20 protein-coding genes are annotated in these 25,666 nt (G+C 60.9%); 15 read left to right on the top strand and 5 right to left on the bottom strand.

Annotation, left to right across the window (positions count from 1 at the left end; genetic code table 11):
* Window positions 1-17 precede the first annotated feature (17 nt).
* Window positions 18-1,127 carry an efflux RND transporter periplasmic adaptor subunit gene (locus R3E82_16660; protein ID MEZ5552517.1) on the top strand — a complete coding sequence of 370 codons (1,110 nt, stop codon included), beginning with the start codon at window positions 18-20 and terminating at the stop codon, window positions 1,125-1,127.
* Window positions 1,114-4,242 carry an efflux RND transporter permease subunit gene (locus R3E82_16665; protein MEZ5552518.1) on the top strand — a complete coding sequence of 1,043 codons (3,129 nt, stop codon included), beginning with the start codon at window positions 1,114-1,116 and terminating at the stop codon, window positions 4,240-4,242. The genes R3E82_16660 and R3E82_16665 overlap by 14 nt, the downstream gene beginning before the upstream one ends.
* A 610-nt stretch (window positions 4,243-4,852) precedes the next feature.
* On the opposite strand, the gene ygiD is transcribed toward R3E82_16665, so the two are convergent.
* The gene (gene ygiD / locus R3E82_16670; protein ID MEZ5552519.1) at window positions 4,853-5,731 is read right to left on the bottom strand and encodes a 4,5-DOPA dioxygenase extradiol; all 879 of its coding nucleotides are present in this window, start codon (window positions 5,729-5,731) and stop codon (window positions 4,853-4,855) included.
* 323 nt (window positions 5,732-6,054) lie between these two features.
* Window positions 6,055-6,507 (bottom strand): DoxX family protein, encoded by a 453-nt coding sequence (locus R3E82_16675; protein MEZ5552520.1) that lies wholly within the window; start codon window positions 6,505-6,507, stop codon window positions 6,055-6,057.
* A 325-nt stretch (window positions 6,508-6,832) separates the two neighbouring features.
* On the opposite strand from R3E82_16675, the gene R3E82_16680 reads away from it, so the two are divergent.
* The 5 genes from R3E82_16680 to R3E82_16700 all read left to right on the top strand — a co-directional run bounded on the left by R3E82_16680 (window position 6,833) and on the right by R3E82_16700 (window position 12,708).
* A complete protein-coding gene (locus R3E82_16680; GenBank protein MEZ5552521.1) occupies window positions 6,833-7,729 on the top strand; it encodes a LysR family transcriptional regulator in 897 nt (298 codons plus the stop codon).
* Window positions 7,730-7,876: 147 nt separating this feature from the next.
* Window positions 7,877-8,848, top strand: coding sequence for a glutathione S-transferase C-terminal domain-containing protein (locus R3E82_16685; GenBank protein MEZ5552522.1), 972 nt, complete (start codon window positions 7,877-7,879; stop codon window positions 8,846-8,848).
* A gap of 37 nt (window positions 8,849-8,885) precedes the next feature.
* Window positions 8,886-9,803: a pirin family protein gene (locus R3E82_16690; GenBank protein ID MEZ5552523.1), complete on the top strand. Its 918-nt coding sequence runs from the start codon at window positions 8,886-8,888 to the stop codon at window positions 9,801-9,803.
* Window positions 9,804-9,819: 16 nt separating this feature from the next.
* The gene (locus tag R3E82_16695) at window positions 9,820-10,407 is read left to right on the top strand and encodes a nitroreductase family protein (protein MEZ5552524.1); all 588 of its coding nucleotides are present in this window, start codon (window positions 9,820-9,822) and stop codon (window positions 10,405-10,407) included.
* 771 nt (window positions 10,408-11,178) lie between these two features.
* Window positions 11,179-12,708, top strand: a complete 1,530-nt coding sequence (locus R3E82_16700; GenBank protein ID MEZ5552525.1) for a transposase — start codon at window positions 11,179-11,181, stop codon at window positions 12,706-12,708.
* A 196-nt stretch (window positions 12,709-12,904) separates the two neighbouring features.
* Here the strand turns inward: R3E82_16700 and R3E82_16705 are convergent, their stop codons facing one another.
* Together R3E82_16705 and R3E82_16710 are read right to left on the bottom strand one after the other, a co-directional pair.
* A complete protein-coding gene (locus R3E82_16705; GenBank protein MEZ5552526.1) occupies window positions 12,905-13,618 on the bottom strand; it encodes an AAA family ATPase in 714 nt (237 codons plus the stop codon).
* Window positions 13,615-14,439, bottom strand: coding sequence for an enoyl-CoA hydratase-related protein (locus R3E82_16710; GenBank protein ID MEZ5552527.1), 825 nt, complete (start codon window positions 14,437-14,439; stop codon window positions 13,615-13,617). The genes R3E82_16705 and R3E82_16710 overlap by 4 nt, the downstream gene beginning before the upstream one ends.
* A gap of 95 nt (window positions 14,440-14,534) precedes the next feature.
* Here R3E82_16710 and R3E82_16715 point away from each other — a divergent pair, with 95 nt between their 5' ends.
* The 6 genes from R3E82_16715 to R3E82_16740 all read left to right on the top strand — a co-directional run bounded on the left by R3E82_16715 (window position 14,535) and on the right by R3E82_16740 (window position 23,725).
* Window positions 14,535-15,002 carry an FxsA family protein gene (locus R3E82_16715; GenBank protein MEZ5552528.1) on the top strand — a complete coding sequence of 156 codons (468 nt, stop codon included), beginning with the start codon at window positions 14,535-14,537 and terminating at the stop codon, window positions 15,000-15,002.
* Complete coding sequence (locus R3E82_16720; GenBank protein ID MEZ5552529.1) at window positions 15,003-16,424, top strand: M20/M25/M40 family metallo-hydrolase; 1,422 nt, start codon at window positions 15,003-15,005, stop codon at window positions 16,422-16,424.
* A gap of 264 nt (window positions 16,425-16,688) precedes the next feature.
* Entirely contained in the window at window positions 16,689-17,069 is a 381-nt protein-coding gene (locus R3E82_16725) for a hypothetical protein (GenBank protein ID MEZ5552530.1), read from the top strand.
* A complete protein-coding gene (locus R3E82_16730; GenBank protein MEZ5552531.1) occupies window positions 17,027-19,750 on the top strand; it encodes a TonB-dependent receptor in 2,724 nt (907 codons plus the stop codon). The genes R3E82_16725 and R3E82_16730 overlap by 43 nt, the downstream gene beginning before the upstream one ends.
* Window positions 19,747-20,400 (top strand): hypothetical protein, encoded by a 654-nt coding sequence (locus tag R3E82_16735; protein ID MEZ5552532.1) that lies wholly within the window; start codon window positions 19,747-19,749, stop codon window positions 20,398-20,400. Before R3E82_16730 ends, R3E82_16735 begins: the two co-directional genes overlap by 4 nt.
* Window positions 20,401-20,662: 262 nt before the next feature.
* Entirely contained in the window at window positions 20,663-23,725 is a 3,063-nt protein-coding gene (locus R3E82_16740; GenBank protein MEZ5552533.1) for a TonB-dependent receptor, read from the top strand.
* Window positions 23,726-23,800: 75 nt separating this feature from the next.
* On the opposite strand, the gene R3E82_16745 is transcribed toward R3E82_16740, so the two are convergent.
* Entirely contained in the window at window positions 23,801-24,631 is an 831-nt protein-coding gene (locus tag R3E82_16745; GenBank protein ID MEZ5552534.1) for a phytanoyl-CoA dioxygenase family protein, read from the bottom strand.
* A 33-nt stretch (window positions 24,632-24,664) separates the two neighbouring features.
* On the opposite strand from R3E82_16745, the gene eda reads away from it, so the two are divergent.
* Window positions 24,665-25,300 carry a bifunctional 4-hydroxy-2-oxoglutarate aldolase/2-dehydro-3-deoxy-phosphogluconate aldolase gene (gene eda / locus R3E82_16750; GenBank protein ID MEZ5552535.1) on the top strand — a complete coding sequence of 212 codons (636 nt, stop codon included), beginning with the start codon at window positions 24,665-24,667 and terminating at the stop codon, window positions 25,298-25,300.
* Window positions 25,297-25,666 (top strand): FGGY family carbohydrate kinase (locus R3E82_16755; GenBank protein ID MEZ5552536.1); only part of this gene is annotated, 370 nt, incomplete at its 3' end. The genes eda and R3E82_16755, both read left to right, overlap by 4 nt.

Below are 25,666 nucleotides of genomic sequence, written 5' to 3' on the forward strand. Positions count from 1 at the left end.
CGATTAAAGTGCGATGGATGTTCGCAGTAGCTTGCGTCCTCGCTGTCGTAGGTTGTGGGAGCCCGGAGGAAGGTTCGGCTTCAAACAAGGAACGAATCGAAGGGTTACCTACTGACGTTTCCCAACCGCAAAGCGTTGAGGTCGTTGCGGTACGCCGCGTGGAAATCGAGGAGGTGATCCGGGCCAGCGGGACCATCGCGGCCAAGCAAACCAGTCGCATCGGCCCGCTGGTGGAAGGCGTGGTTGACGAGATCTTCGTTCGTGTCGGTGACCGCCCGCGCCGGGGCGACCCGCTGTTCCGCACTCGGCAGAACGACTATCGCCAGGCCGTCAATGAGGCTCAGGCCAGGCTCGACGTGGTTCGTGCAGAGCTCGAACTCAAGCAGAAGCGTTTCGTACGCGCTCGGAGCCTCGTCGCCCGTAACCTTCTCTCCCAGGAACAGTTCGAACTCACTGAGACGGATGTCGCGGTCGCCCAGGCACAGCTCAGGTCGGCCGAAGCCGCCCTAGCCACTGCCGAGCAGCAGCTTGGAGACACGATTGTGCACGCGCCATTCGACGGAACTATCACAGGTCGTTTCGCCGACGAAGGCGTGTACATGAGCAACCGATTTTCGATGGGCGGCCAGTCGGCCGTTGTCGAGTTGGCGGAAGCTCACATCGTTGCCGGCATCATGCAGGCGCCGGAAGCGGTGCTGTCCAGGCTGCGCCTCGGACAACGCGCGCTACTGTACGTCGGTGAAAGCAGCCCTCCTCGTGAAACAGAGGTTTTCATAATCAATGACCGGGTAGACCCTGCCACACGGATGGCAGAGTTCCGCCTGCCCGTGCGCAATGACGACTACGCGATCAAACCCGGACAATTCGTGCGTGCAGAGGTGCTCACTGGTAAGACGACAGCACTGACTCTTCCGCGTTCCACGATTCGGGAGACGCAGGGCCAGAAGTTCGTCGTTCTCGTGGATGGGCAGAGCACCGAACGTCGAAATGTGCAAGTGCGGGATCTAAACACGGACGACGTGGAGGTGCTGGCGGGGCTGAAAGAGGGCGATCTGGTGCTCCTTGGACCTGGCGATCAAGTTTCGGAAACATCGGGACGGGGGAATCTGGCGCATGTGGATCGCTGACGTTTCCATACGCCGTCCGGTCTTTGCGGTCATGATGATTGGCTCTCTGGTCGTTCTCGGCCTCCTTGGCTTCACCAACCTCGGCGTCGACTTATTCCCAAAGGTTGAGTTTCCCTACGTCTCGGTGGCCACTCGGCTCGAGGGTGCGTCACCGGAAACAGTGGAAACCGAAATCACGGATATTCTGGAGGGCTACGTCAACAATATTTCGGGAATCGAGCGCCTCCGGTCCTCGAGCAGCGAAGGTCTCTCGCAGATCACGATTGAATTCAAGCTCGAGGAAAACGCTGACCTCAAGGCCCAAGAAGTTCGCGACAAGGTGGCGCTGGCGCGCTCGGAGCTGCCCCAGGAAACCGAGCCCTCCGTCGTCGAGAAAGTCGATCCTGACGCCGCGCCGATCCTGAGTGTGCTGGTATCGGGCGATGCCGACATCCGGTCACTCTCTGGCTTTGCGGACGACGTCGTTCGTGAGCGTTTGCAGCGCATTCAGGGGGTGGGCTCGATCAACCTGGTCGGGGACCGGGAACGAGAGATCCGTGTGTGGCTCGACGCGCAGCGCATGCGGGCCATGGCAGTGACCGCAGACGACGTCGTTCGTGGCATCGAGGCAGAACACGCCGAACTGCCTGGCGGCCGTATGGAGCTCCCATCGAGCCTCATCGAGCTTGGTGTGCGAACCGACGCGGAGGCTGAGGACACTACGGAGCTTGCCGATCTGGTCATTCGATTCAACGACAATGCGCCGCCGACCCGCCTGCGTGACGTGGCCCTCGTGGAGGATGGCCTCGAGGACGAGCGCTCTTACGCAATCCTTGACGGTCAGCGAGGAGTCGCGCTCGAGGTACGGCGCCAGAGTGGTCTGAATACTGTGGAAGTAGCGAGGCGGGTCCGGACAGCGGTCGGTGAGTTGCGCGAATCTGCGCCACAAGGTGTCAGTATCACGACCACACGTGATATCAGCCGGTTTATCGAATCCTCTGTCGCAGATGTCACCAAGGAACTGCAGATCGCCATGCTTCTGGTGGTCATGATCACGTTCTTCTTTCTACTCAGCTGGCGCGCCACACTCATCGTGGCTACGGCTATTCCGACTTCACTGATTGCCACCTTCTTCGTATTCGATCTCGCCGGCATCACGCTGAATATTCTGACCCTGCTCGCGTTGACCGTTGCGATCGGCCTCTTGGTCGACGATGCCATCGTGGTGGTGGAAGCTATCCAGAAGGACGTGAACGAGGGTAAGCCGGCGGCCCAGGCAGCCTCGGAAGCGACCCGGCGGGTGAGTCTCGCCGTGCTCGCCGGTACGTTCGCCACTCTGGCGGTCTTCGTTCCCATCGCCTTCATGGAAGGCGTCGTGGGGCAGTTTTTCCGGGATTACGGGCTGGCCATCGTGTTCTCGGTGTCCGTGTCACTACTCGTGGCGCTGACCTTGAGTCCGATGCTTTGCTCGCGTTATCTCACTGCTCACGATCGGGACAGTTCCGGTCATGTTCTCTCCACGCTCGAACGGTTTCACGATTGGATGGCCGAGGCCTATGCGGCAGTGGTACGAGCTGCCATGCGATGGCGGTACCTGGTAATCCTTCTCGCCATCGGTTCGGTGTATCTCGGTGCGCTAATCGCAGCGCAGGTGCCCGGTGGCTTTACCTCGAAGGCAGATCGCAGCGAGTTTCAGGGCCAAGTGGATCTTCCGCCCGGCACCGCCATCGAGGAGAGCAAGTCGAGGGCGCACGAGCTGAACCGCGCACTCAGCGCCGTGACCCACGTGCAGTCGGTATTCGTAACGGTGGGCGCGGGCGCCGCCGGCGAGCCCAGCAGGATAGATGTCTACGGCACGCTGACACCGAAGCAAGCCCGGGATGTGGGTCAATTCGAAGTCATGGATGACGTTCGTGAAGCAGCGCACCAGGTTGTACCAAATGCCCGCACAATCAACATTGCGGAAGTTCCTTGGGTTTCCGGGGGCGGACTCTCCACGGCCGATATCGAGCTCGTGCTGCAGAGTGCGGATCTAGACGTAACTCGCCAGTACAGCGAACGCTTGGCGGCTGTACTTGGTTCGATGGCAGGGCTCTCGGATGTCCGCAGCGGCTTTGAGCCGGGCAGGCCAGAGCTCGTTCTGGACGTGCGAAGAGATCGCGCCGGTGATCTCGGAGTATCGGCGCGCGGAATCGCTGCAACCAGCCGTGCGCTGATCGGCGGGGTCGAGGCCGGCACCTATGAACATCTCGGGTCCCGATACGACATCAGAGTCAGGCTTCGGGACGCGGATCGCTCTGACGTCGAGCAGATCGAGCAGATGCAGGTTCGGACGGCGCGCGGACAGCTGGTGGATCTGGCCAGCGTGGTGGACCTGAAATTTCGTTCCGGTCCGGCTCGAATCGAGCGACAGGACCGCACGCGCAAGATCTCGGTGTTCGCCAATGCCGCAAGCGGCACCGCTTTGGGGGATGCGACGGCCATCGTCGAGCGTGCTTTGGCCGAGATGCCGCCACCCGACGGTGTCTCGATCGTTTTCGAGGGTCAGGTCAGGCGGATGCGGGAAACCGGCAGCGCGATTGGTATGGCGTTCTTGCTCGCGGTCATTGCGCTGTACATCGTCCTGGCCAGTCAATTCGACAGCTTCACGCAACCGCTGGTCATCATGCTTTCTGCGCCGTTGTGCTTCTCAGGCGCATTTGCCGGGTTGTACCTTACGGGGCACGAGATGAGCCTGTTTGCGCAGATTGGCTTAGTCGCATTGATGGGCATCGTCATGAAAAACGGCATTCTGCTGGTCGATCGCGCCAATCAACTGCGAGCTACTGGGTTGAATCCGGCCGAGGCGATGGCAACGGCCGGGCCAGAAAGGCTGCGGCCGGTGCTGATGACAGCCTTTGCAGCCGTGTTCGGCATGGTGCCAGTTGCCCTTTCGGGTGCCGACGGGTCAGAGTGGCGAAACGCCATGGGCGCGTTGATGATCGGCGGGCTGGCTTCGTCGACTCTGCTCACTCTCCTAGTCGTTCCGGCGGCGTATGTGATCGGGCCGGATTTGAGCGCCGCCCTCCAAAGGGCACGCAAGCTTGGCGCTAACTCGAAACACTGGTTGAAAACCAGTAGCCAGACATCGACTTGAGCGAAAGAGACCGTGTCGTGACCTACTGTTGCGCCACGCAGCAGTGTCTTCGTTGGAACCCTGTGGAGGTCCGGCACGCCCGAAAAAGGAAATCACATTCAATGACCGCGGGCAAAGGAGAAAGCCCCTAGAGAGCACCTCAATCGTTATATAACTTATTGATTTTGATCAGAAAATCTGGTGGAGGCGGCGACAATCACATCGCCTTATGAATCAATATCTTGCGTTGCGAAACGCGAGAAATACCCCCGAAAATACCCCCATGCAAAGCTGTTAGGAACTGATACGGTTCGCGGGCTCAAACGGCGCTCGCGGCGTGCGATTCGCTAGCGAATCTCACGCATCTTCGGGCAATCGACCTCTGAGATAGACCGCCCTCGCCGGCCATCATGTCCGGTGGAAACTGTTCCCGGCAACCGCGACTTCGGCGCAAGCCACCGTTACCAGCGCCATCAACCAGAGAACACGCCGCTCTATCCCATAGTGGAGCAACATCTTGCGGCCCTACAAGATGCGTTTCATCAGCTGAATCGCCGAAGCCGGTCAGTCGCGCATCGGGATGGCCGCCGGTATTGGGCCACTTTCAGACCGTGTAACGCGAAAGCTCGGATCAACCTGTGGCACCGGGAACGGACGTTCGATATTGGCGCTGTTGATTTTTCGGGATGCGGCCCGGCGACCCGGTAACGCCTCCGAACAATATATTGCGCATTGACAGAGAGCCAAGGTCGAAGCCATCGGAAGAGTGGCTGATGCGGTCACTCGGGTTACTGGCACCGGCGACATAGAGCAGAGGAAGCCAGTGATCCGGGGTCGGATGCGCGCGCAACCCGTCATCAGTCTCCGACGCGAGCGACAGCAGAGCCGCGTAGTCGCGCTGTTCCAGGGTTGCGACAACCGCGTTGTCGAATCGGCGCGCCCAGTCCGGAGTACTGAGATCGCCTGTTCGCATTCGCGAGGAGGCATCGCGTAGATTGTGAACAACATTTCCACTGGCCAGAATCAGCACGCCTTCCTCGCGCAACGGCGCCAGTGTGCGACCAATCTCGAAATGACGCCTCGGACTGAGACGCCGATCGATGCTGAGCTGGATCACGGGGATGTCTGCCTTGGGATACATCCACCGCAGCACGCTCCAGGTTCCATGATCCAGCCCCCAGTCCATGCTGCTCCCTGCTGACCCCGGGCCCAGCATCTGCAATACCCGTTGCGCCAGGTCCGCATGGCCCGATGCCGGATAGTGGATTTCGTAGAGCGCCTGCGGAAAGCCTCCGAAATCATGGATCGTCCTTGGCTGCTCGTTGGCCATGACCCACGTGCCATCGACAAACCAGTGGGCGGAGATTGCGATAATGGCACGCGGGCTGGGAACGGATTGCGTCAGGGCCGCAAAGCCGCGGCTCCAGCGATTTTCCTCAAGCGCGTTCATCGGGGAGCCGTGTCCCGCAAAGATCGTGGGCATAGTTCCTGGTATGTGTTCTGTCGCCATTCTTGCTCTCCGTTCGGACTGGGGACGATCGCTGTTGGCTGTTGAAAGGCGTCCCGCGATTTCTGCTGAAGCGGACGCCAGGTTTGGCGGCTTCTTCCAGATGCCTGTGATGGCTCACCTCGTGCCAGCTTCCGACCGCTGTCGATCGGGATGTACTCGACCCGCGGCGCCAACGGGGGCATGGTTGTCCGAAACCTTCGTGTGACCAAGCCGCCTTTAAGCAGTTGCGCAAGCGCCTTCGAATTCAGGCCCGTCGTCCTCGATCCGGCCCAGAGTCCTGAGCCGGCCGAGGAGACGGCGGTGTGCGCTTTGCAATTCGGGTGTCATCGAGTACCGATCCGGCCCGCAAGAACACGATCCACAGATGCGCGGCCTGCGCCGCTGATCGCCAGCGAGACCGACGCGGCCAGCAGCGCCAGGCCGAACTCGTAGCCATTGTTGCTCATGAACAGGCCGTTGCCGATGTGCACCGCGAAGATTGCCACGACCATCGTGAAGGCCAGCACGGCTGCGGCGGGACGAACCAGAAGCCCCGCGATCAGCGCCAGGCCGCCGAAGAACTCGGCACCGCCGGCCAGAAGGGCCATGAGGTAGCCAGGCTCGAGGCCGATCGAGGCCAGCCACTGGCCGGTGCCTTCCAGGCCATAGCCGCCGAACCAACCGAACAGCTTCTGAGCACCGTGAGCGGCGAAGATGATGCCGACCGGAATACGCAGGGCGATGGTGGCCCAGTTCGCATCGGTCGCAACAAGACCCTGGATCAGATTCTTGAACATGGATGTCTCCTGATTGGCTGTGAAGTGTGTGTCGGTGGTTGACGTTGCTGCGATTGTCATGGGAACTCTCCTCTCTGAGTGAATGGGCTGCGAAAAGCTCGCGACTGAGATGTCACTCTAAAAGCGCACTTTGGAGAGATAAACATGCTAGATTGAGATTGACTGTGCCGAATTATTGAACAATTAAACAGATGCGCGTGATTACAACGCTCATGACCAGAACAGATGCCTGAACTTACCTTGGCCCAGACTATGTATTGGCTAGGCCAGGCGGCGGGCGCTGGTCCTGGCGGCTACCTTCTTTCTGATCTGGAGTGCCTTAACGATGGATCGCTTCCTCGAGATGCAGACCTTTACCTGCGTGGTTGATGCGGGCAGCTTCGTCGGCGCCGCCGATGCGCTAGGCGTGTCTAAGGCCGCGGTCTCGCGCCACGTTAACGAGCTGGAGTCGCGCCTCGGTGTCCGCTTGCTGCATCGGACCACGCGACGGCTTTCACTCACGTCGGAAGGAGAAGTTTTTCTCGCCCGTTGCCGGGAGCTTCTATCGAGCCTCAATGAAGCCGAGGCAGAGATTACGGCCAGCAGCGATACCGCGCGCGGGTTGCTGCGTGTGAACGTGCCGGTGACTTTTGGTATCCGTCGGCTGGCGCCGCTCTGGGGAGAATTCCGGGAACGCCATTCGCAGGTCCGGCTCGACATCACGCTGGCGGACCGTCTGGTCGACTTGGTCGAGGAGGGCTATGACCTGGCGATTCGCATCGGCGCGCTGGACAGCTCCAGCCTGGTCAGCCGCCGGCTCACGGTGACGCGGCTGATCTTGTGTGCGGCGCCTGAATATCTGGCCTCGCATGGCACACCCGAACATCCCGACGAACTTCAGGATCACGCCGTCATTGGCTACAGCTATTTTTCCAGCGGCGACGCATGGCAACTGGAAGGACCGGAGGGCCCCGTCATCGCCTCTACCCGCCCTTGCATCCATAGCAACAACGGTGACACCTGCCGCGGGGCTGCGCTCGCCGGCCAGGGAATCATCCTGCAGCCCGATTTCTTGGTTGGCGACGACATCGCGGCCGGAACCCTGGTCGAGTTGATGCCCGAGTATCGCGCGGCCGAACTAGGCGTATACGCCATTTACCCGTCACGCCGGCATATTGCGCCCAAGATCCGAGCTCTGATCGCGTTCCTGAGCGAGCACTTCGCGGATACACCCGCCAGCTAACCGCAGACGCGAAGGAAGCGACTTCCTCGCCATACTGTCTCACTATCAGCAACAATTAGTTTCGAAAAGCCCTGTTTATTCGAAATCTATGGCCAAATATGCTGTTTCGCATCGTTCAAATACTGCATTCCCACGGGAGACGAAATCATGCTCGTCAATGGCCGCTGGTCCGAAAACTGGCATCCGGTCCAAAACAGCGATGCGAATGGCCGGTTCATACGGCAGCGTTCGGGATTCCGCGATCGCATCGGCGGCGACTCGGCGTTTGCGCCGGAGCGGGGGCGCTATGTGCTGTACCTGGCCTACATCTGCCCCTGGGCTTCGCGCGCGCTGATCGCCCTGCGGCTGAAGGGGCTGGAGGATGTCATCGATGTCCGCGCCGTCGATCCGCGGCTCGGCGACCAAGGCTGGGCGTTCACCCGCGATATGGGCAGCGACGTCGATGACGTCAATGGCGCCAGCCACATGCACGAACTCTACACGCAGGCCGATCCCGCCTACACCGGCCGCGCGACCGTGCCCGTCCTCTGGGACCGCAAGCGCTGGACCATCGTCAACAACGAGTCGGCGGACATCCTGCAGATCTTCGACCGCGATTTCGGCGCGCTGGCGCACCATGACATCGACCTGCGCCCAGCCGCGCTGGAGCAGGAGATCGCCGAGGTGAGCGCCTACCTTTACACAGACTTCAACAACGGGGTCTACCAGGCCGGGTTTGCGGGGAGCCAAAGCGCGTACGACGAAGCGGTCGGCAAGGTGTTCGCGGCGCTGGATTGGATGCAGCAGCGTCTTGGCACGACACCCTGGCTGGTCGGCGATCAGTTGACGGAGACCGACATCCGCGCCTTTGTCACGCTGGTGCGCTTCGAACTGGCCTACTCCGGCCTGTTCAAGTGCAACCTGATGCCGCTGTCCGCCTACCCGGCGGTGTACGACTACCTGGTCCGACTGCTCAAGATCCCGGCCTTCGCGGCCAGCGTTCGCCCGGATCACATCAAGGCGGGCTACTACTCGATCAAGGCCCTGAATCCGGGTGGGATCATTCCCGCCGGGCCGGCGCTCGACTACATGCCCGCCTGCTTGAGATCGCAAACAAGTGTCCGGTGTATCGCACGCTGAGCTCGGAAATTCGGATTCAAACACAGGAGATCAAGTCATGAGCATCCAAGCCACAGCGGACCCCGCCTGCAACGGCTGCGAGTCGACCCCCGACATCGCAACCCTGATCGATGGCAAGCCGCGCGATATCGGCGGCTTCGGTGTGCGGCGGCTCCTTCCGTCGGCCGCTCGCCGTCGGGTCGGCCCTTTCGTGTTTTTCGACCACATGGGTCCGGCGAACCTTGCTGCGGGCCAGGGACTGGATGTGCGGCCCCACCCGCATATCGGCCTGGCCACGGTTACCTACCTGTTCGACGGTGAGATCCTGCACCGCGATAGCCTGGGTTCGCGGCAGGCAATCCGCCCTGGCGCCGTCAACTGGATGACGGCCGGCAGCGGCATCGTGCATTCCGAGCGCAGCGCCGATCAGGAGCGCTGGAACCCCTCTCAGCTCGACGGACTGCAACTCTGGGTGGCGCTGCCCAGCGCCCACGAGGAGACCGATCCCAGCTTCCACCATCACCCAGCGGATTCGCTGCCGCTGGTGGATCGCGACGGCAACCAGCTACGCGTTCTGGCCGGCGAGGCCTACGGTGCCAGTTCGCCAGTGCACGTGCTCTCGCCACTGTTCTACGTGGAGGCTTTCCTGTCGGCCGGCGGAACCCTGAACCTGCCAGACGATTATGCCGAGCGGGCTCTGTACGTCGTCGAAGGCGCGGTTTCATGCGGGCCGGAACGCGCCTCACCGGGCCGCATGCTGATATTCGAGACCGGCCGCGCGATCCGCATCAGCGCCGAGCATGGTGCGCGCGTCATGCTTTTCGGCGGGGAACCGCTGGACGGCGAGCTGCACATCTGGTGGAACTTTGTCTCCAGCTCAACGGACAGAATCGAGAAGGCGCGTCACGACTGGCAGGCCGGACTTTTTCCCACGGTGCCCGGCGATGAGCGTGAGTTCATCCCTGCACCCCACTGAATCGGAGGAATACATCATGAATCGAGTTGCGCCAACTGACGCCCCCATCCAGGAACTACTGAGCAAGCGCTGGAGCCCGTATGCGTTTGATCCCGAACGCACGGTCGCTGCCGAAGACCTGCATGCACTCTTCGAAGCCGCGCGCTGGATGATGTCGTCCTACAACGCCCAGCCCTGGCGCTACATTGTCGGCACGCGCGATGGCAGTCCCGAGATCCGTGACCGCATTTTCAACGTGCTGCTGGAGGGCAACCAGCCTTGGGCCAGGAATGCGCCGGTGCTCGCTCTGGGCATCGTGCAGCACAACTTCGAACACAACGGCAAACCTAACAAGGCCGCGGTTCACGACCTCGGCGCCGCCTCCGCCGGTTTGACCTTCGAAGCAGCGGCTCGCGGCCTGGCCGTCCACCAGATGATCGGCATCGATCCAGACAAGGCGCGTGAGACATTCGAGCTGGCGGACGGGCTGGAGGCTTTCACCGGTCTGGCCATCGGCTACCCCGGCGAGGCGTCCATGATTCCCGACGAATACGCGCAGCGTGACCGGCAACCGCGCGAACGTAAAGCGCTCGCCGAGATCATCCTCGCAGGATCGATCGGTTGAGCGCCTGTCCGGGTCGGCCGTCGGACGTTGAGACGGTCGCGCTCGCACGGTCCGATCCCGGGTTCCTGATAGTCTTCGTGGCTAGCGACAGAAAAACGGCCCGGTGGGCGTAACAAGCACGAAAGCATGATCGCGATAGGGGCTGAAATCCGAGTGGCATCATCGTGTCTCAACGTCGGGTGGCGCTTTTTGCGCGGCATGGAGGCGGCGGGATGCTACCGTGCTCACCGTTGTTCGCGCCGTCCCTGGAGCGAGGTTACACTTCGAGCCTGGCCCCAGGGCGGGCGTCTGTGCCCGCCCGCTCTCGCCTGACCAAACTGTGCTCGGCCCAGGAATAGGCGAAGAGGTAAGGAAGATGATTCACGGCATCCATGCCGCGGCGCCTTCATCCTGCGAAGCACCAGGGCTCGCGTCACCGCAAATCGCCGGTAGGCGATTTGCTGCTCGCCCGTCGGGCGCGGTGCGCCCGACCCCACGTCCGTTCCGGACGCGGTTTCAACCCAACAGCTTCAGCAAAAACGAAAAAAGCCCCGATGGGGCTTTTTTCGTTTTTGGTGGAGGCGGCGACAATCACATCACCTTTTAAATCAACAGGTTATATTGCTAAACGCCTGAAATACCCCCGAAAATACCCCCATGAGAAGCTGTTAGGAACTGATATGGTTCGCGGGCCAAAACGGCGCTCGCGGCGTGTGATTGGCTTGCGTGTCTTACGCATCTGCGGGCAATCGACCGCTGAGATAGACCGCCCTCGCCGGCCATCATTGTCCGGTGGAAACTGTTCCCGGCAACCGGATCATCGGCGCAGGCCACCGCTACCAGCGCCATCAACCGGAGAACACGCCGCTCTATCCCATCGTCGAACAGCAGCTTCCGGCTCTGCGGAATGAATTGCAGCGTCACGAGGTGCAACTGCCTCGATTCGTGCTGACCGAGTTCCAAGACTACCTGCGCTGCGGGCGGCTCGAATACGGCTTTGTGCGGGTAAAGTGCAATGGCTGCCGGCACGAACACCTGGTGGCGTTCTCCTGCAAACGCCGGGGTTTCTGTCCGTCCTGTGGCGCACGGCGGATGATTGAGACGTCAGCCCATCTGGTCGATCACGTATTTCCCGAAGTGCCCGTCCGACAATGGGTGCTCAGCTTCCCCTGGCCTCTGCGCCTGCTCTTCGCCAGCCAGCCTGATGCTCTCGGACGCTGTCTCTCAGTCATCATCCGAGCCATCCAGACCAATCTGGCCCATCGGGCGGGACTCACCGCCAGCGCCGGCGCACGCACCGGGGTCGTCACCCTGATCCAGCGTTTCGGCAGCGCCCTGAACCTCAATGTCCACTTGCACATGCTGATTCTGGACGGTGTCTATACGCTGGAACGGAACGGACCGCGATTCCATCGCGTCGGTGCACCCGACGCGCGGAGCCTCGAGCGTCTCCTCAATCGGCTCGTCCGGCGCATCGTCCGCAGGCTCACCGGCGACGGGCTCCTCATCGAAGATCCTGAACAGCCCTGGCTCGATCTGGAGCCCTCAGACACGCTGGATCATCTGAACGCCGCCTCGATCCGTTACCGGATCGCGATCGGCCAAGGCGCCGGCGGCAGAACCCTCACCCTCAAGAACCCAGCCCTGGTCCGGACCAACTCGACACCCAAGCCCTTCACCGCCAATCAGAACGGCTTCTCCCTGAACTGCGCCGTTGCCTGCCAGGCCCACCAGCGCGATAGGCTCGAGCGGCTGTGCCGCTATATCACCCGGCCGGCGTTGTGTCTCGAGCGGCTGTCAACGAATGCCGCCGGGCAGGTCGTCTATCAACTCAAGAACCCGTTCCGCGACGGCACCACACACATCCTTTTCAGCCCGCAAGACTTCGTCGCCCGATTAGCTGCTCTCGTGCCACGCCCGTGGGTCAATCTCACTCGCTACCACGGAGTCTTCGCCCCGAGCTCGCCCATGCGCCGCGCGATCTTGCCGACTCCAGCACGAGCTCGGCAGAGACGAAAGTCCAAAGACCCCGCCACTGCTCAGGCAACCCGGGAGCAGCAACCCGCAGCCACTCCCACCGACTCTGCTGATCCGCCCACCGCGCCGCTGACCTGGGCGCAGCGCCTGAAACGAGTGTTCGAACTAGACATCACCCTCTGCCCGCTCTGCGGCGGACAGCTTCGCGTGATCGCAGATATCACCGATCCTGACCTCATCCGCAAGATCCTCGACCACGTTCAAAAGCGTGCCCCACCAGGGCTACCGCCACGACGCGCACCTTCCGATACAACCTATCCCGACCTGTTTGCCAAACGCCAATAAATCCGAGGCGACCATCCCGGCTGCGCGTACCATCTCTCGGCTTCCCCGTTCACCCCGACACCCGTACGACAACCGCTACTACCGCCGTGCGATCTCCAAGCCATCCTTATAGATGAGGATCAGCTGGCCCAGCGCCGCCCGCTACGCCAACTCCTGCCATACGCCTGGCAACACGAGAAAAGACCCGTTATTTTCCCTATTCGCGGTGTTTCAGTTGCCGCACTTTCTGGCCGAGCCGGGCAAGGTCAAGCGCGTACTCGGCATCGACGCCACTTTCGTTTGCGATGATCTCCGACTCGTGCTCCACGTCCGGGTAGTCGAAGTCGATCGCGATAAAGCGTTGCCTCGTACTCGGCTTCAGGTCCTTCAGTACATTCTGGTAGCCGGGGTTGTAGGAAATGACCAACAGGAAATCCGGGTGCGCATCGAGTATGAGCCCCTGCTTCTCGACCGGCAGGATCCGGCGATGGTCCGTCAGCGAGTGGATCAGTACTGTCGAATCCTTGCGCGCCTCAACGATCTCGTCAAGGTAGCAGATCGCGCCGTCCTTTACCGCCCGCGTGAGCGGACCATCCTGCCAGATCGTCTCGCCACCCTTCAGAAGGAAACGGCCAACGAGGTCAGTCGCCGAAAGGTCCTCGTGGCAGGCGACCGTCTGTAACGGGTTGCCGACACGTGCGCGCTCAGGGTGCGTCTCATCATCGCGGTAGATGCGCCACGTCATGTATTCGACGAAGCGCGTTTTGCCGCAACCCGTCGGTCCTTTCAGGAGAACAGGCAACCGCTGGTCGTAGGCGGCCATGAAGATAGCGACTTCGTCGCCTACCGGCAGGTAGTAAGGAGCCGATTCCAGCGCGTATCCAGACACGGTATCCGGGACACCGTTGCCTTCTGAACTTGTGTCACTCACGAATGCTTACCCCACTCTGGCGGACGTTTGTCCAGGAATGCCTTCACGCCCTCTGCGTAATCGGGCTGCGTCATCATCTCCCTGACAAGTCGCTCGCTTTCATCCACGGACGCACCGATATCGCGATGCAGGTCCGCATAAATCTGCCTCCGTGTCTCACGAAGGGATCCCGGTGAGACGGTGTCGATCATGCTGCGTACGTAGGCAAGTGTCTGCGTCATCAGTTGCCCCGCCGGCACCACTGCATTGACGAGCCCCATCTCCGCCGCCTCCTCGCTCATGAAGATGCGCGAGGTGAGCAGCAAGTCGTTCGCACGCGGCAAGCCGATCATCCTGGGCAAGAGCCAGGAGAGTCCGAATTCCGCGGGCAGGTTGAGTTTGCCATGTGCAGTGGTTAACTTGACGCCTGCAGCGGCGAACCGGATATCGGCAAAGCAGGCAAGTACCAGTCCCACACCGGCCGCCGGCCCATTGATGGCGCAAACGACCGGCTTCGTGAGCCCGAAGTGCCACGCAAAGTTCACATCGTACTCGTCGCGGACACCGTAGCCAGGGTTCGCCATCTTCTCGGGTGTGCCGGGATCGTATCCGCCCTTTTCAACATGCCCCGTCAATGCCTGGCTGTCCGCGCCGACGCAGAACCCGCGGCCTTCTCCCGTCACGACGATCGCGCGAACGTTATTGTCAGCGTCTGCAGCCGCCATCGCATGACGGTACTCCGCGTGCATCCTGCCCGTCCATGCGTTCATCCGGTGCGGACGCGAAAGCGTGACGATCGCGATACCGTCAGACGCTGTGTAACGGATTGCCTTGTATTCCATGAAGGAGCCCCAACGTGCCTCTCGCCTAATCTATCACAACGGATTTTGCGGCTCCCGACTGGTACAATGGAGCCTCGTTCGCACCCTCGCTACACATGCGTTTTTTGTTCCTCCTATTTATTGCCGTTCCCATCGTCGAGATGTTCGTGCTGATCAAGGTCGGCGGCATCATCGGGGCATTGCCGACGATTGGCCTCGTCGTCCTGACCGCAGTGCTCGGCATCTGGCTCCTGCGACTCGAAGGCCTTGCCACGCTGGCACGCGTGCAGGAGAAGCTGGACCGGGGCGAGTTGCCCGAGACGGAACTGCTCGAAGGCGTCATGTTGCTGATCGGCGGCGCGTTGTTGCTCACGCCGGGTTTCGTCACAGATGCCATGGGATTCATCTGCCTGCTGCCCGGACTACGGCGGCCGCTTGCGCGATGGATCATGCGGCGCGGCGTCGTCAGTGCGATCCGCATGCATACAGCAGGTGGGCGCGGAAGAGATGACAATGGTGGTCCGGGCGGCAACCGGACGATCGAAGGTGAATTCGTCGATGTGGACGATGACGGGAGGAAGTAAATGAGTCTCGATTGTGATGCCGTCTCCGGGTTCGTGGAGACGTTCTGGGAAGATGACATACTCCCGAGTCTCGCGGAGTACATTCGTATTCCCGCAAAGTCCCCCGGCTTCGACAAGCAGTGGGCTGAGCACGGCTACCTGCAACAGGCTGTCGATCATATTACGGCCTGGATCGAGCAACTGCAGGTCGACGGCCTCCATGTCAGCGTCCATCACCTGCCGGGCAAGACGCCAACGATCCTGATGGAGTACCCGGGAACCCTGGACGATACGATCCTCATCTACGGGCACCTCGACAAACAACCGGAATTCTCGGGCTGGGAGGCCGGTCTTTCGCCCTGGGAGCCCGTTCGACGCGACGACAAGCTTTACGGTCGCGGGGGCGCGGACGACGGATACGCTGCCTACGCCGCAGTCGCCGTCATCAAATGTCTCATTGCGCAGGGAGCGCCCCTTCCCCGAATCGTTACCCTTATCGAGGCGTCGGAAGAAAGCGGCAGCCCGGATTTGCCTGACTATATGCAAGCGCTCGCAGACCGTATCGGCTCACCGAGTCTTGTCATCGCCCTGGATTCAACCTGCGGCAACTATGAACAACTCTGGATCACCACCTCGCTGCGCGGGCTCGTCGCGGGCAAACTCGAGGTACGCGTACTCGAAGAAGGCGCACACTCCGGTGCCGCCGGCGGCATCGTCGGCTCCAGCTTCCGGATCATGCGCCAACTCATCTCGCGGGTGGAGGACGAAAACACGGGCCAGATACTGCCTTCGTTCCTGAACGAGCAGATTCCCGAGCCGCGCCGCATCGAAGCAATCGCCGCGGGCAGAGTGCTGGAGCACGAGTTCACGACGCTCTTTACCTACGCAGGGGAAAGCGGCCCCATGACGAGCGATCCGACAGAACTTGTGCTGAACAACACCTGGATGTCGTCGCTCGAGATCACCGGCATCGACGGTGTTCCCGACATCGAGAACGCGGGCAACGTCCTGCGGCCCTACACGACCGCGAAATTATCGTTGCGCCTGCCCCCGACGACCGATGCAGCGTTCGCCGGAGAGGAAGTCAAAAGGCTCCTGGAATCAGCGCGCCCCAATGGGGTCCATGTCGCGTTTCACCTGGAGAACACCGCGACTGGCTGGCACGCCCCCATCACCGCGCCGGCGCTCGAGTCCGCGATGCAGGACGCTTCCAACGAATTCTTTGGAGCGCCCGCCATTTACACGGGTTGCGGCGGTACGATCCCCTTCATGCAGGCACTGGCCGAGAGTCAGCCGCGGGCGCAGTTCGTGGTCACGGGGCTGCTGGGACCTCGCTCGAATGCACATGGTCCCAATGAATTCCTGCATATTCCATACGCCAAGAAACTGACCGCGGCTGTCGCATCGATCGTCCACGACTGGGCGGCACGACCCGCTGACTGACGATTGTGCCCTGCATCATCGCGAAGGCGCCCAAACTATAGCCGAAAGCCGCAGCAACAGCGGCCTTCCGACCTTTCCTGACTGTCCCAAATAGTTTGACGGCCTTCCTTATTACCGCATAGACTGATTCGCGACGGGGGGGCTTTTAGCAGCTATTGCCGTTCTATGCTGTCGTGGGTTGGTTCCCCGGTCGGGGGGTATCGGAATCCGGATTCAACGAGTCTGGCGATTTCGATAGAGCAAAACCAATAGAGGGATATACCCATGACTAAACCTAGCAAAGTAGGGGTTTGGACAGGTGCCGCGACGCTTGTCTCGTCACTAGCCTTACTCCCGGCATTGCCTGCAACCGCCGCAGAAGAAATAGAAGAGGTGGTTGTAACGGGTTCCTATATCAAAAGGGATAGTTTCGACTCCTCTTCACCGATAACGGTCGTCGACCAGGCAGCTATTGCCGACAACGCGACACCGAACCTCGGTGAGGTGATGGTCAACCAGACCTTCAACTACGGAACCGACTTCCAGACCAATACTTACGCTGCCCGCGCACAGGCGGTAACGTCAGTGCCGCGAACCTGCGCGGTCTGGGCACAAGCGCGACGCTGGACCTCGTTGACGGCCGGCGATCCATTGCAAGCAACCTGAACAACTCCGTGCCGCAGATCGCCATCGAGCGCATCGACATCCTGAAGGATGGTGCCTCGGCCATCTACGGTACTGACGCCGTTGCCGGTGTGGTCAACCTGATCACACGCAAGAACTTCAGCGGTTCCAAGTTCTCGGCGTTCTACCAGCAGGACAAGGACGACACGCTCCATGAGCAGGTGTATGAGTTCATCGCCGGTTCCGATACCGACGATGGGCATATCACGGTCGCGTTCTCCTTCAAGGACCGTGGCACGCTTGAGCAAACCGAGCGTCCGCAATACCTCCGCGGCGGTTATGAGCGATCGACCACGCCGAACCCCGGCACTTGGGCTGTTCCGGTCCGTGCTGCGGATGGCTCTTATGCCGGTTCGGCGCCGACCGTGGTCGACCCGGGCTGCGGCGTGCAAAGCGCGACCGACGCAAGCCCTGGCGGTACGGACGTCGGGTCAAAGGGCAACTACCTTGCGGGACAACGCGCAAGCGGCAGTACCTGCTACTTTCACTTCGGTGAAACCTGGAACTTCATGAACCCGCAGAAGCAGTATTCGTTCTGGGGGAACTACCAGTTCCAGTTCACTGAGAACCTGTCCAACGAACTCGAGATCCAGGGTTCTCGCCTGATCACCGACAGCCGCGGTTCTCCCCAGAACCCGGGTGGTCGTACCGAAGAGTTCCCGATCGTCCTGGGTGATCACCCGGGTAACCCGTATGTTGCGTTCTACGATGCAAACTCGAACGGCGTGATCGATGCTGGTGAACAGCTGTACGCGCAGGATGCCAATGCTGACGGAGTGCCCGATCGCGGCACGACCGACGCAAACGGTGACGGCGTGCCGGACGTCATCCTGTCGGCCACTCCGTTCGATGCCAGCTCCGGTATCCCGTTCAACGAAGATGTCGACGTGGTTGCGCTGCGTATCTTCGGCAAGATCGGCCTGCTGCCCAGTGCAAACCAGCCAACGTCGCTGAACCCGGACGGATCCAACACGGGTAACTACACGTTCGATACGATCAATTATCGCGTCGTCGACTCACTGACCTACACCGTGCCCGACAGCACCTGGGAAGTGAACCTCACCGGCATCTACGAGCGTATCGAAACGGTCCTGGAGAACAAGAACACCAGCCAGAGCGCCCTCGAGGCCGGCCTTCGCGGCCAGCTGAAGGCCAACCCGCTGGATGCGACCTACTCCTACTGGAACCCCTTTGCCACCCAGGCACTGCATTGTGAACTTCGGGTTTGTACCTATACCGGTACACCGGACTTCGCGAACAGCGTTGAGGTTCTCGATGCCGTCAACATCCAGTCTCATGACGTGACGAACACTTCCTTCTGGACGATGAACCTCATCGCCAGTGGCGACTTGTTTGAAATGCCAGCGGGCATGGTGGGTTCAGCTTTCGGCGTCGAATACCGCAAGCAAAATATCGATGACGATATCGACTCCGGTCGTAACCAGTGTGACTGGCACGAAGGTGGTTGCGGACTCGACTGGACCGGCGTGCAGGACGTGTACTCCGGCTTCTTCGAACTTCGCGTACCCATCATCGAGCATATGGAAGCGCAGATCGCCGGTCGCTACACCGACTACAGCGGCAAGGTCGGCAGTTCCTTCGACCCGAAAGTCGCCATCCTGTGGCAACCGATGGACTGGCTCTCGGTGCGTGGCTCCTACAGCACCGCGTTCATCGCGCCGACGCTGACACAGCAGTTCGGTTCCGAAGTATGTGGCCTGCAGACGGTCCAGGACAGCCTGACCAACGACAACAGCGGCACGTTCCGTGTCGGTTGTGTCAACAGCAACCCGGACCTCATCCCGGAATCGGCTGACGTCTGGAACATCGGCGCATCCTTCTCGCTCCTCGACGGCGACCTGAACCTCGGCATCGACTACGCCGAATACAAGTTCAAGGATCGTATCGCTCGCGAGACGGTGAACAACGTGCTGCGTGCCGACTACCAGGCGTTCCTGGCTGCCGGTTTCAGTGCTGACCCGGCAACAGGCGACGCGGATATGGACGGTGTCTCTGACGACGCAGAAGCGTGGATCGCAAGCTCCGCCTCTGACCCGGACATCTTCCGTGACTCCTCCGGCCTCGTGACTCGTGTGCGAACCCACTGGGTGAACGCCCAGAGCATGCTGAACCGGTCTCTCGACCTGTACGGCCGCTACAACCTGTCACTGAACAACTGGGGCGACCTGACGTTCAACCTGGCACTCACGCAGGCACTGGAATACTCGTATGACCTCGGCACGCCCGACCCGAACGACTCGGGCGACGGCGTGGGCTTCCAGAACGAGCAAATCATCGAGATTCCGCCGATGCCCGAGTTCCGCATCAATGGTGGCGTAAACTGGTTCCTCGGCAACCATGCCGCTGGCATCCGTTTCCGCTGGATCGACAGCATCACGCTGCAGTTCAACTCCAGTGCACTGCTGGCCGCCCAGAAGGCGATCAATGGTACCGACCAGTTGGACGCGATCCTCTATACGGACCTCAACTACAAGTACACGTTCCCGAGCCTGCTCGGCCAGCGTGAAACGACGATTGAAGTCGGCGCCAACAACGTCTTTGACGAGTTGCCCGACCCGATCTTCAACCTCGGCGGTGCTGAAACCTACCTCCACGATCTCCGTGGTCGTATGGTCTATGTTCGCCTGCAACAGGATCTGTGATCTACCCGATCACTCGATTCGAAAAGGGGCGAGATTTCTCGCCCCTTTTTTTTTACGGGACCTTTCGATACATTGTCAGCACCTTTTCTTCTTGCAGCAAAGGCTTGATGCGTCTTCCAGTATTACTGACCATTCTCGTGATGAGCGCCGGCGCGGGTGCCGATGACACGATGAACGACTGCGCGTCGATTGCCGACCCCAACCTGCGCCTCGCTTGCTACGATCGTCTCGCCAGACCACAGGCCGAGCCCGAAGTGCCCTCTGCGGCGGACGATGAGACGACTTCGCAGGCGCCAGCGACAGACATGCCTGACGACGCACCAGTGGCGCAATCCACGCCAGAGAAGAGTGCACCCGATTCCGAGCCCTACACCGCGAAAGAAAAGGAAGACTTCGGCATCACGATCTTCGGCAAACGAGACAACTCGAAGGAACGTGACAGCATCGCAAGCCATATAGAGAGCGTACGCACCAGCAATGCCGGTACCCGCATCATGACACTGGCCAACGGCCAGGTCTGGATGGAACGCGAACCCGGCCGGCGCCCCATCGACGCGAAGCAGGACGTCGAAATCGAAAAACGACGGTGGCACTACTCAATGCTGCTGAAGGACCAGAAGTTCCGTATCACCGTACAGCGAATCGACTGACACGCGACTCCCTTCGTGTCACCGACCCGCCCTTCACCGTTTTCCATTGACTCAGGTCACTTGATAACAATCCGTCTTCAAGTGTACAGTCCTACGGTCGAATTTTGCGTGCAGCCCGTCAAGGGAGGGCGAGGCGCGTTCGACACGTGCGGGATCCGTAGCGACAGCTGACCGATCCCGGTCAAAGGGGGATCGGTGCCACTGCTGCATCGCGTACTGATGTGCCCCTTTGAGACCTAGCGATAATTGTGAGGGGGTACTCATGAAACTAAAGCCTGTTAACAAGGCGCTGCTCTATACCTTTCTCGCGATTCCGGCAGCCGCCTCGGCGGCGCAAAATCAACAGCCGATGGAAGAAGTTGTTGTAACGGGATCGCTGATCAAGGGAACGCCGCTCGATACGGCACTACCCGTGGAGGTATACAGCTCCGCGGAACTCGACGAACTGGGCGGTCCGACCGCACTCGAGTTTGTCAAAAGCCTGACTGTCTCCGGTGCGACAACCGGTGAAAACTACTACTTCTCCGGTGCGTCCCTGGGTGGCGACGTCGGTGTCAACCTGCGGGGCCTCGGCGCCGACAAGACACTGACACTGCTCAATGGACGTCGCTTGATCGGCAACACGACGTCAACCGTCGCAGGTGGCGGCGTCAACACGGCAATGCTGCCGAGCATGGCGTTCGCTCGCGTCGAGATCCTGAAAGACGGTGCGGCGGTCACCTACGGTGCCGACGCGACGGGTGGCGTCGTGAACTTCATCACTTATGAGAACTTCACGGGCCTCAAACTCCAGTCTTCCTACAAGAACTACGGCAACGATGGCGACTGGAACGTGGGCGGCCTGTGGGGCTTCGGTGAAGGTGCCACCAACGTGATCGTCAGCGCGGAGTGGGAACACCGTTCCGAGCTCGACAGCACCGAGCGCGATTTCGCGAGCCTGCCCTATTCCGTCAACCCGGCCCCCTGGTCTACGCTGACGAACCTGGCCGGCTGGGTTCCCCAAACTGCAGGCGGTACGCCACTGGGACTCGCATCCGACTTTACGCCTGCGAGCTGTGAAGCGGTTGGCGGCGTCTACAGCAATGGCTACACCTGTCGTTACGACTATGTACCGTACTACAACCTGGTCGAGGATTCGGACACCTACCGTCTGTTCCTCCAGGTCAATTCGGACATTACGGATACCGACAAATTCCACATGGAACTGAACTTCGCCCGCCTGCACGTGCCGCATGCGCTCGGTTCACCGGCCCAGCCGGTCATCCGTGGCCCGGCGGTAGCGCAAGGTGCGACCTACCAGTTCTCGGTGCCGGTCACCAACCCCTACTACGCCGAGTTTGCGTCACGTTCAGGATGGGCCGCGAACCCACTCGCCGGACTCACCTCTGTTGTCAAGCCGATTACCTACCGCGCCTTTGCGCACGGCGGCAATCCCTATTATGCAGAGGGCGGCAACTTCGGCGTGCCGACGGAAGTGGACAAGCGATACATCCACTTTGTGGCGGGCTTCGACGGAACGACCCTGTTCAACCAGCCTGTCGGCTACGATGTGGCGCTGACCGTGAATCACTCGACCGAGTATGTCGACGCGCCTGACGTGATCGGCTATCGCCTGCAGGAGGCCCTGAACGGCTTTGGCGGCCCGGACTGTAACGCGACGGATATGGACACAACCCAGTTCGGTACGCAAAACCCGGGTGCAGCCGGTACCGGCAATTGCATGTGGTGGAACCCCTTTGCTTCGGCATGGGCCGGCCAGCCGGTTCTGGGTCTCTCGAATCCCTCCTACGTACCCGGTTCGGAAATCCCGAACGAGTTGATCGCATGGGTGTTCGACAAGCGTGGATCTGAGACGATCGCCTGGAACGCCACCATCGATGCGGTGTTAAGCGGTAACCTGGGTGTCTCCCTGCCAGGCGGTGACATCGCCTGGGCGGCCGGTACGCAATGGCGTACCACCAAGCTCCGCGACAACGTGCCGGACCCGCTCTACAACGGCAGCCAGCCCTGTGCGTGGCCAGGCCAGGATCCTGCAGATCCGACCGATCCCACGTTCACCGGCTGTACGCCTGACCGTCCCGGTCCATTCGTATTTTTCGACACCAACCCGCCGACTGCAGAGAAGCAGAACCAACAGTCCTACTTTGCACAGGTGGACCTGCCGGTACTCGACAGCCTGTACGTGATCCTGGCTGGCCGTTACGAGAAGTTCAGTCCGGGCGATCTTGACGCGACCGTCTACAAGGCCTCGTTCAAGTGGGCGCCGACAGACTCGCTGACGTTCCGCGGCTCCTACGGCACCAACTACCAGGCGCCCGGCCTCGGGATCACCCCGGGTGAGATCACCAATGGCGTGAACAGTTACACGGTCGCGGCCGGCAACTGGCGCGGCGCACAGACCATCACCGAAAACAGCATCAAGCCGGAAACGGCCAAGGTCTACAACCTTGGCGCGGTATTCCAGTCTGAACTGGGTGACGGTGACGTACTCGCGTCTGTCGATTACTGGAGCGTCAAGACCCAGGACGAACTGGGCCTGCTCGCCTCAGCCAATGACATCGCCAACGCCGTGTTCAGCATCAACAATCCGGCCTCCGGCGGCTTCAAGTTCGCTGATTGTTCCTCGCCATTCATTTCGCGCGTGACGTTCAACGGCGGCGCCTGCGTCCAGGGCACAACCACTGCTGACGACTTCTCGAACATCACGACGGCGTACGGCAATGGCCCCGGCCAGACCACCAACGGCCTGGACATCCGGCTCGAGTACGGGATGGCGGCCTTCGAGGGCGAAATGCGTTTCACCTTGCAGGCAACCAACATCCTCAAGTACGAAACCACTCCGACGATTCTCGACGGCGTGACGCTGATCCCGACCGACGACAAGCTCGGTTACCTGGGCTTCGCGACCATCGCGCAGGCTCACCCGGAATGGCGTAGCAATTTCGACATCAACTACAGCCGTGACGTCCACAACGTCCGGTTCCGCGTGAACTTCGTCAGCGGTGTGGACGATGATCGTTATGTCGACAAGGCGACCGGGCAGCTCAAGAGCGAAAGCGCGTTGATTCCGCCCACTGGCTATGTCGCTGGCACCAACGGCACGACGTTGATCTCGACACCATCGTACTATGGCGTGTTCGGCAAGAACTGGCTGTCGTTCGATGTTCACTATATCGGTGCGTTCGAGTTCGCCACAATTACGGCGTCCATCGTCAATATCACCGACAAGGATCCGCCCGCTTCCCGCCAGGAACTGGGCTACGATCCGCGGATCGGCAACCCTTACGGCCGTACGTTCGAAATCGGAATCTCCAAGGAGTTCTGACCGATCGAACGGTCCACAAGAAACGGGAGAAAGGGCGAACGGAGTTCGCCCTTTTTTTTGCCCGACAGGTGATCACTACCAGGGCGTCACGCCCACTAGTTTTTTACCCAATTCGGTAAGGGGCGCCGGGTCGCCGGGCTCGGGCACCTGCTGCCACGAGATTTTCTGCTTTACGGCCCATGCCGGCGGCATCCTGGTTTGCCAATCGTGCACCCGGGCAAGGCGCTCATCTTCACCGCCGGCGACGTCCATCGTCACGTACTGGGCATAACGTGGTTTCGCTGCCCGGTTGATGCCATTCGTATGCGGCATCAAGCGATGGAATATCACGAGGCTGCCCGCCGTGCCCGGTACCGACACCACATCTTTCTCGAGGAATACCGGCTGGCGCCGGGTCTCATCGTTCGCATGTTCGCGGCGATAATCATTCAGGTGACGGTAAATTGATGGCACGCAGCAGAAGGCGCCCTGGTCCTCGGTCGTGTCGGTGAGGTAGACGATGCCCTGCAGCGAGAAACCATCGAACGTCCACGGATCGCAGTCCCAGTGAAAAGGGGAACGTGTCCACTCCGTGGTCTCGGGCGACGCCGGGGGTTTGTAGCCGACCCGATCCATCGAGACCCAGAGTTCATCCCGACCGTGCAACCGGCGAAAGACCTCGTAGACGTCCGGGTGTTGCCGCACGGCCCAGAGCGCTTCGTGGTGATGAAGCGGTACGATACCGAGTCCCGTGAATCGCGGGTCATACCAAGTCTGCGGGTCATGCGGGTCGATGCCGGTGAAAACAGCAATGGCGTCGACCACGTTCTGGCAGAGATCGCGAGGTACGACATCGGGCACGACGAGATAACCGTCTTCAAGGAACCGCGACCGTGCTTGCTCGTCAATCATCATGACGTTTAGCATACCAAGTCTCCCGATTATCGTCAGGCGCAAGCCATGAGGGCCACGTCACTTCTCGATGCCTACCGCCTTGTTCCCGTGGTGGCGCTCGACGCTGCCGACCAGGCGGTACCCCTCGCCCGGGCGCTGGTTGAGGGCGGCATCGCCTGCATCGAAGTGACACTGCGAACTGATGCAGCGCTCGACGCGATCCAGGCAATCGCGGAGAAGGTGCCGGGGATGACCGTTGGGGCCGGTACGATAAAGACCGTCCAGGACATCGGTCGCGCCGTCAGTGCTGGCGCCCGCTTTCTCGTCTCACCGGGTACGACCACAGAACTACTGGACGAGGCAGAGAACTGGGAACCACCCCTCTTGCCCGGCGCAGCCACGGCGAGCGAATGCATGGCGCTCGAGCTGCGCGGCTACACGCGCATAAAGTGTTTCCCTGCCCATTCACCAACGGGCCTCGCTTTCATCTCAGCGATGGCGGGACCGATGCCTGCTCTCTCGTTTTGCCCTTCGGGTGGCGTGAACCTCGGGAATTTCCGGGAGTACCTTGCCCTGCCGAATGTGTTCGCAGTCAGCGGGTCGTTCCTGGCACCGCCCGACCTGATTGCGGCCGGTGCGTTCGATGACATCACAAATCTCGCGCGTCAGTGCACCGCGCTGCTTTCGGCGCCGGACCCATGACTGAAGCGCTCATCCTGGCCTTCGACCTCGGTACGACGAGACTGAAGGTCGCACTTTTTGATTTGCGCGGACGACTCGTGGCCCAGGTGAGCCGCCGCAATGTCGACGTGCATGATGGCGAGCGCTCGGCGCAATCCGCCGACGCCTGGTGGACCGACGCCGTGACAGCAACCCGCGAACTCATGGAGCACGAAGGCATCCGCGCCGACCACGTCGCCGGAATCAGTCTTTCCGGGCGCGCCGGTGCGGCCGTTTTCGTGGATGCGGACGGACATGTTTTCGTCGACCCGTGGTCGGACACCCGGCACGCGGCCCAACTGCGTCGAATCCTGGATCAGGCACCGGGAACACCCAACTACGGCGCAA

It is taken from the genome of Pseudomonadales bacterium (assembly GCA_041395945.1).
In the GTDB taxonomy this organism is placed as follows: domain Bacteria; phylum Pseudomonadota; class Gammaproteobacteria; order Pseudomonadales; family Azotimanducaceae; genus SZUA-309.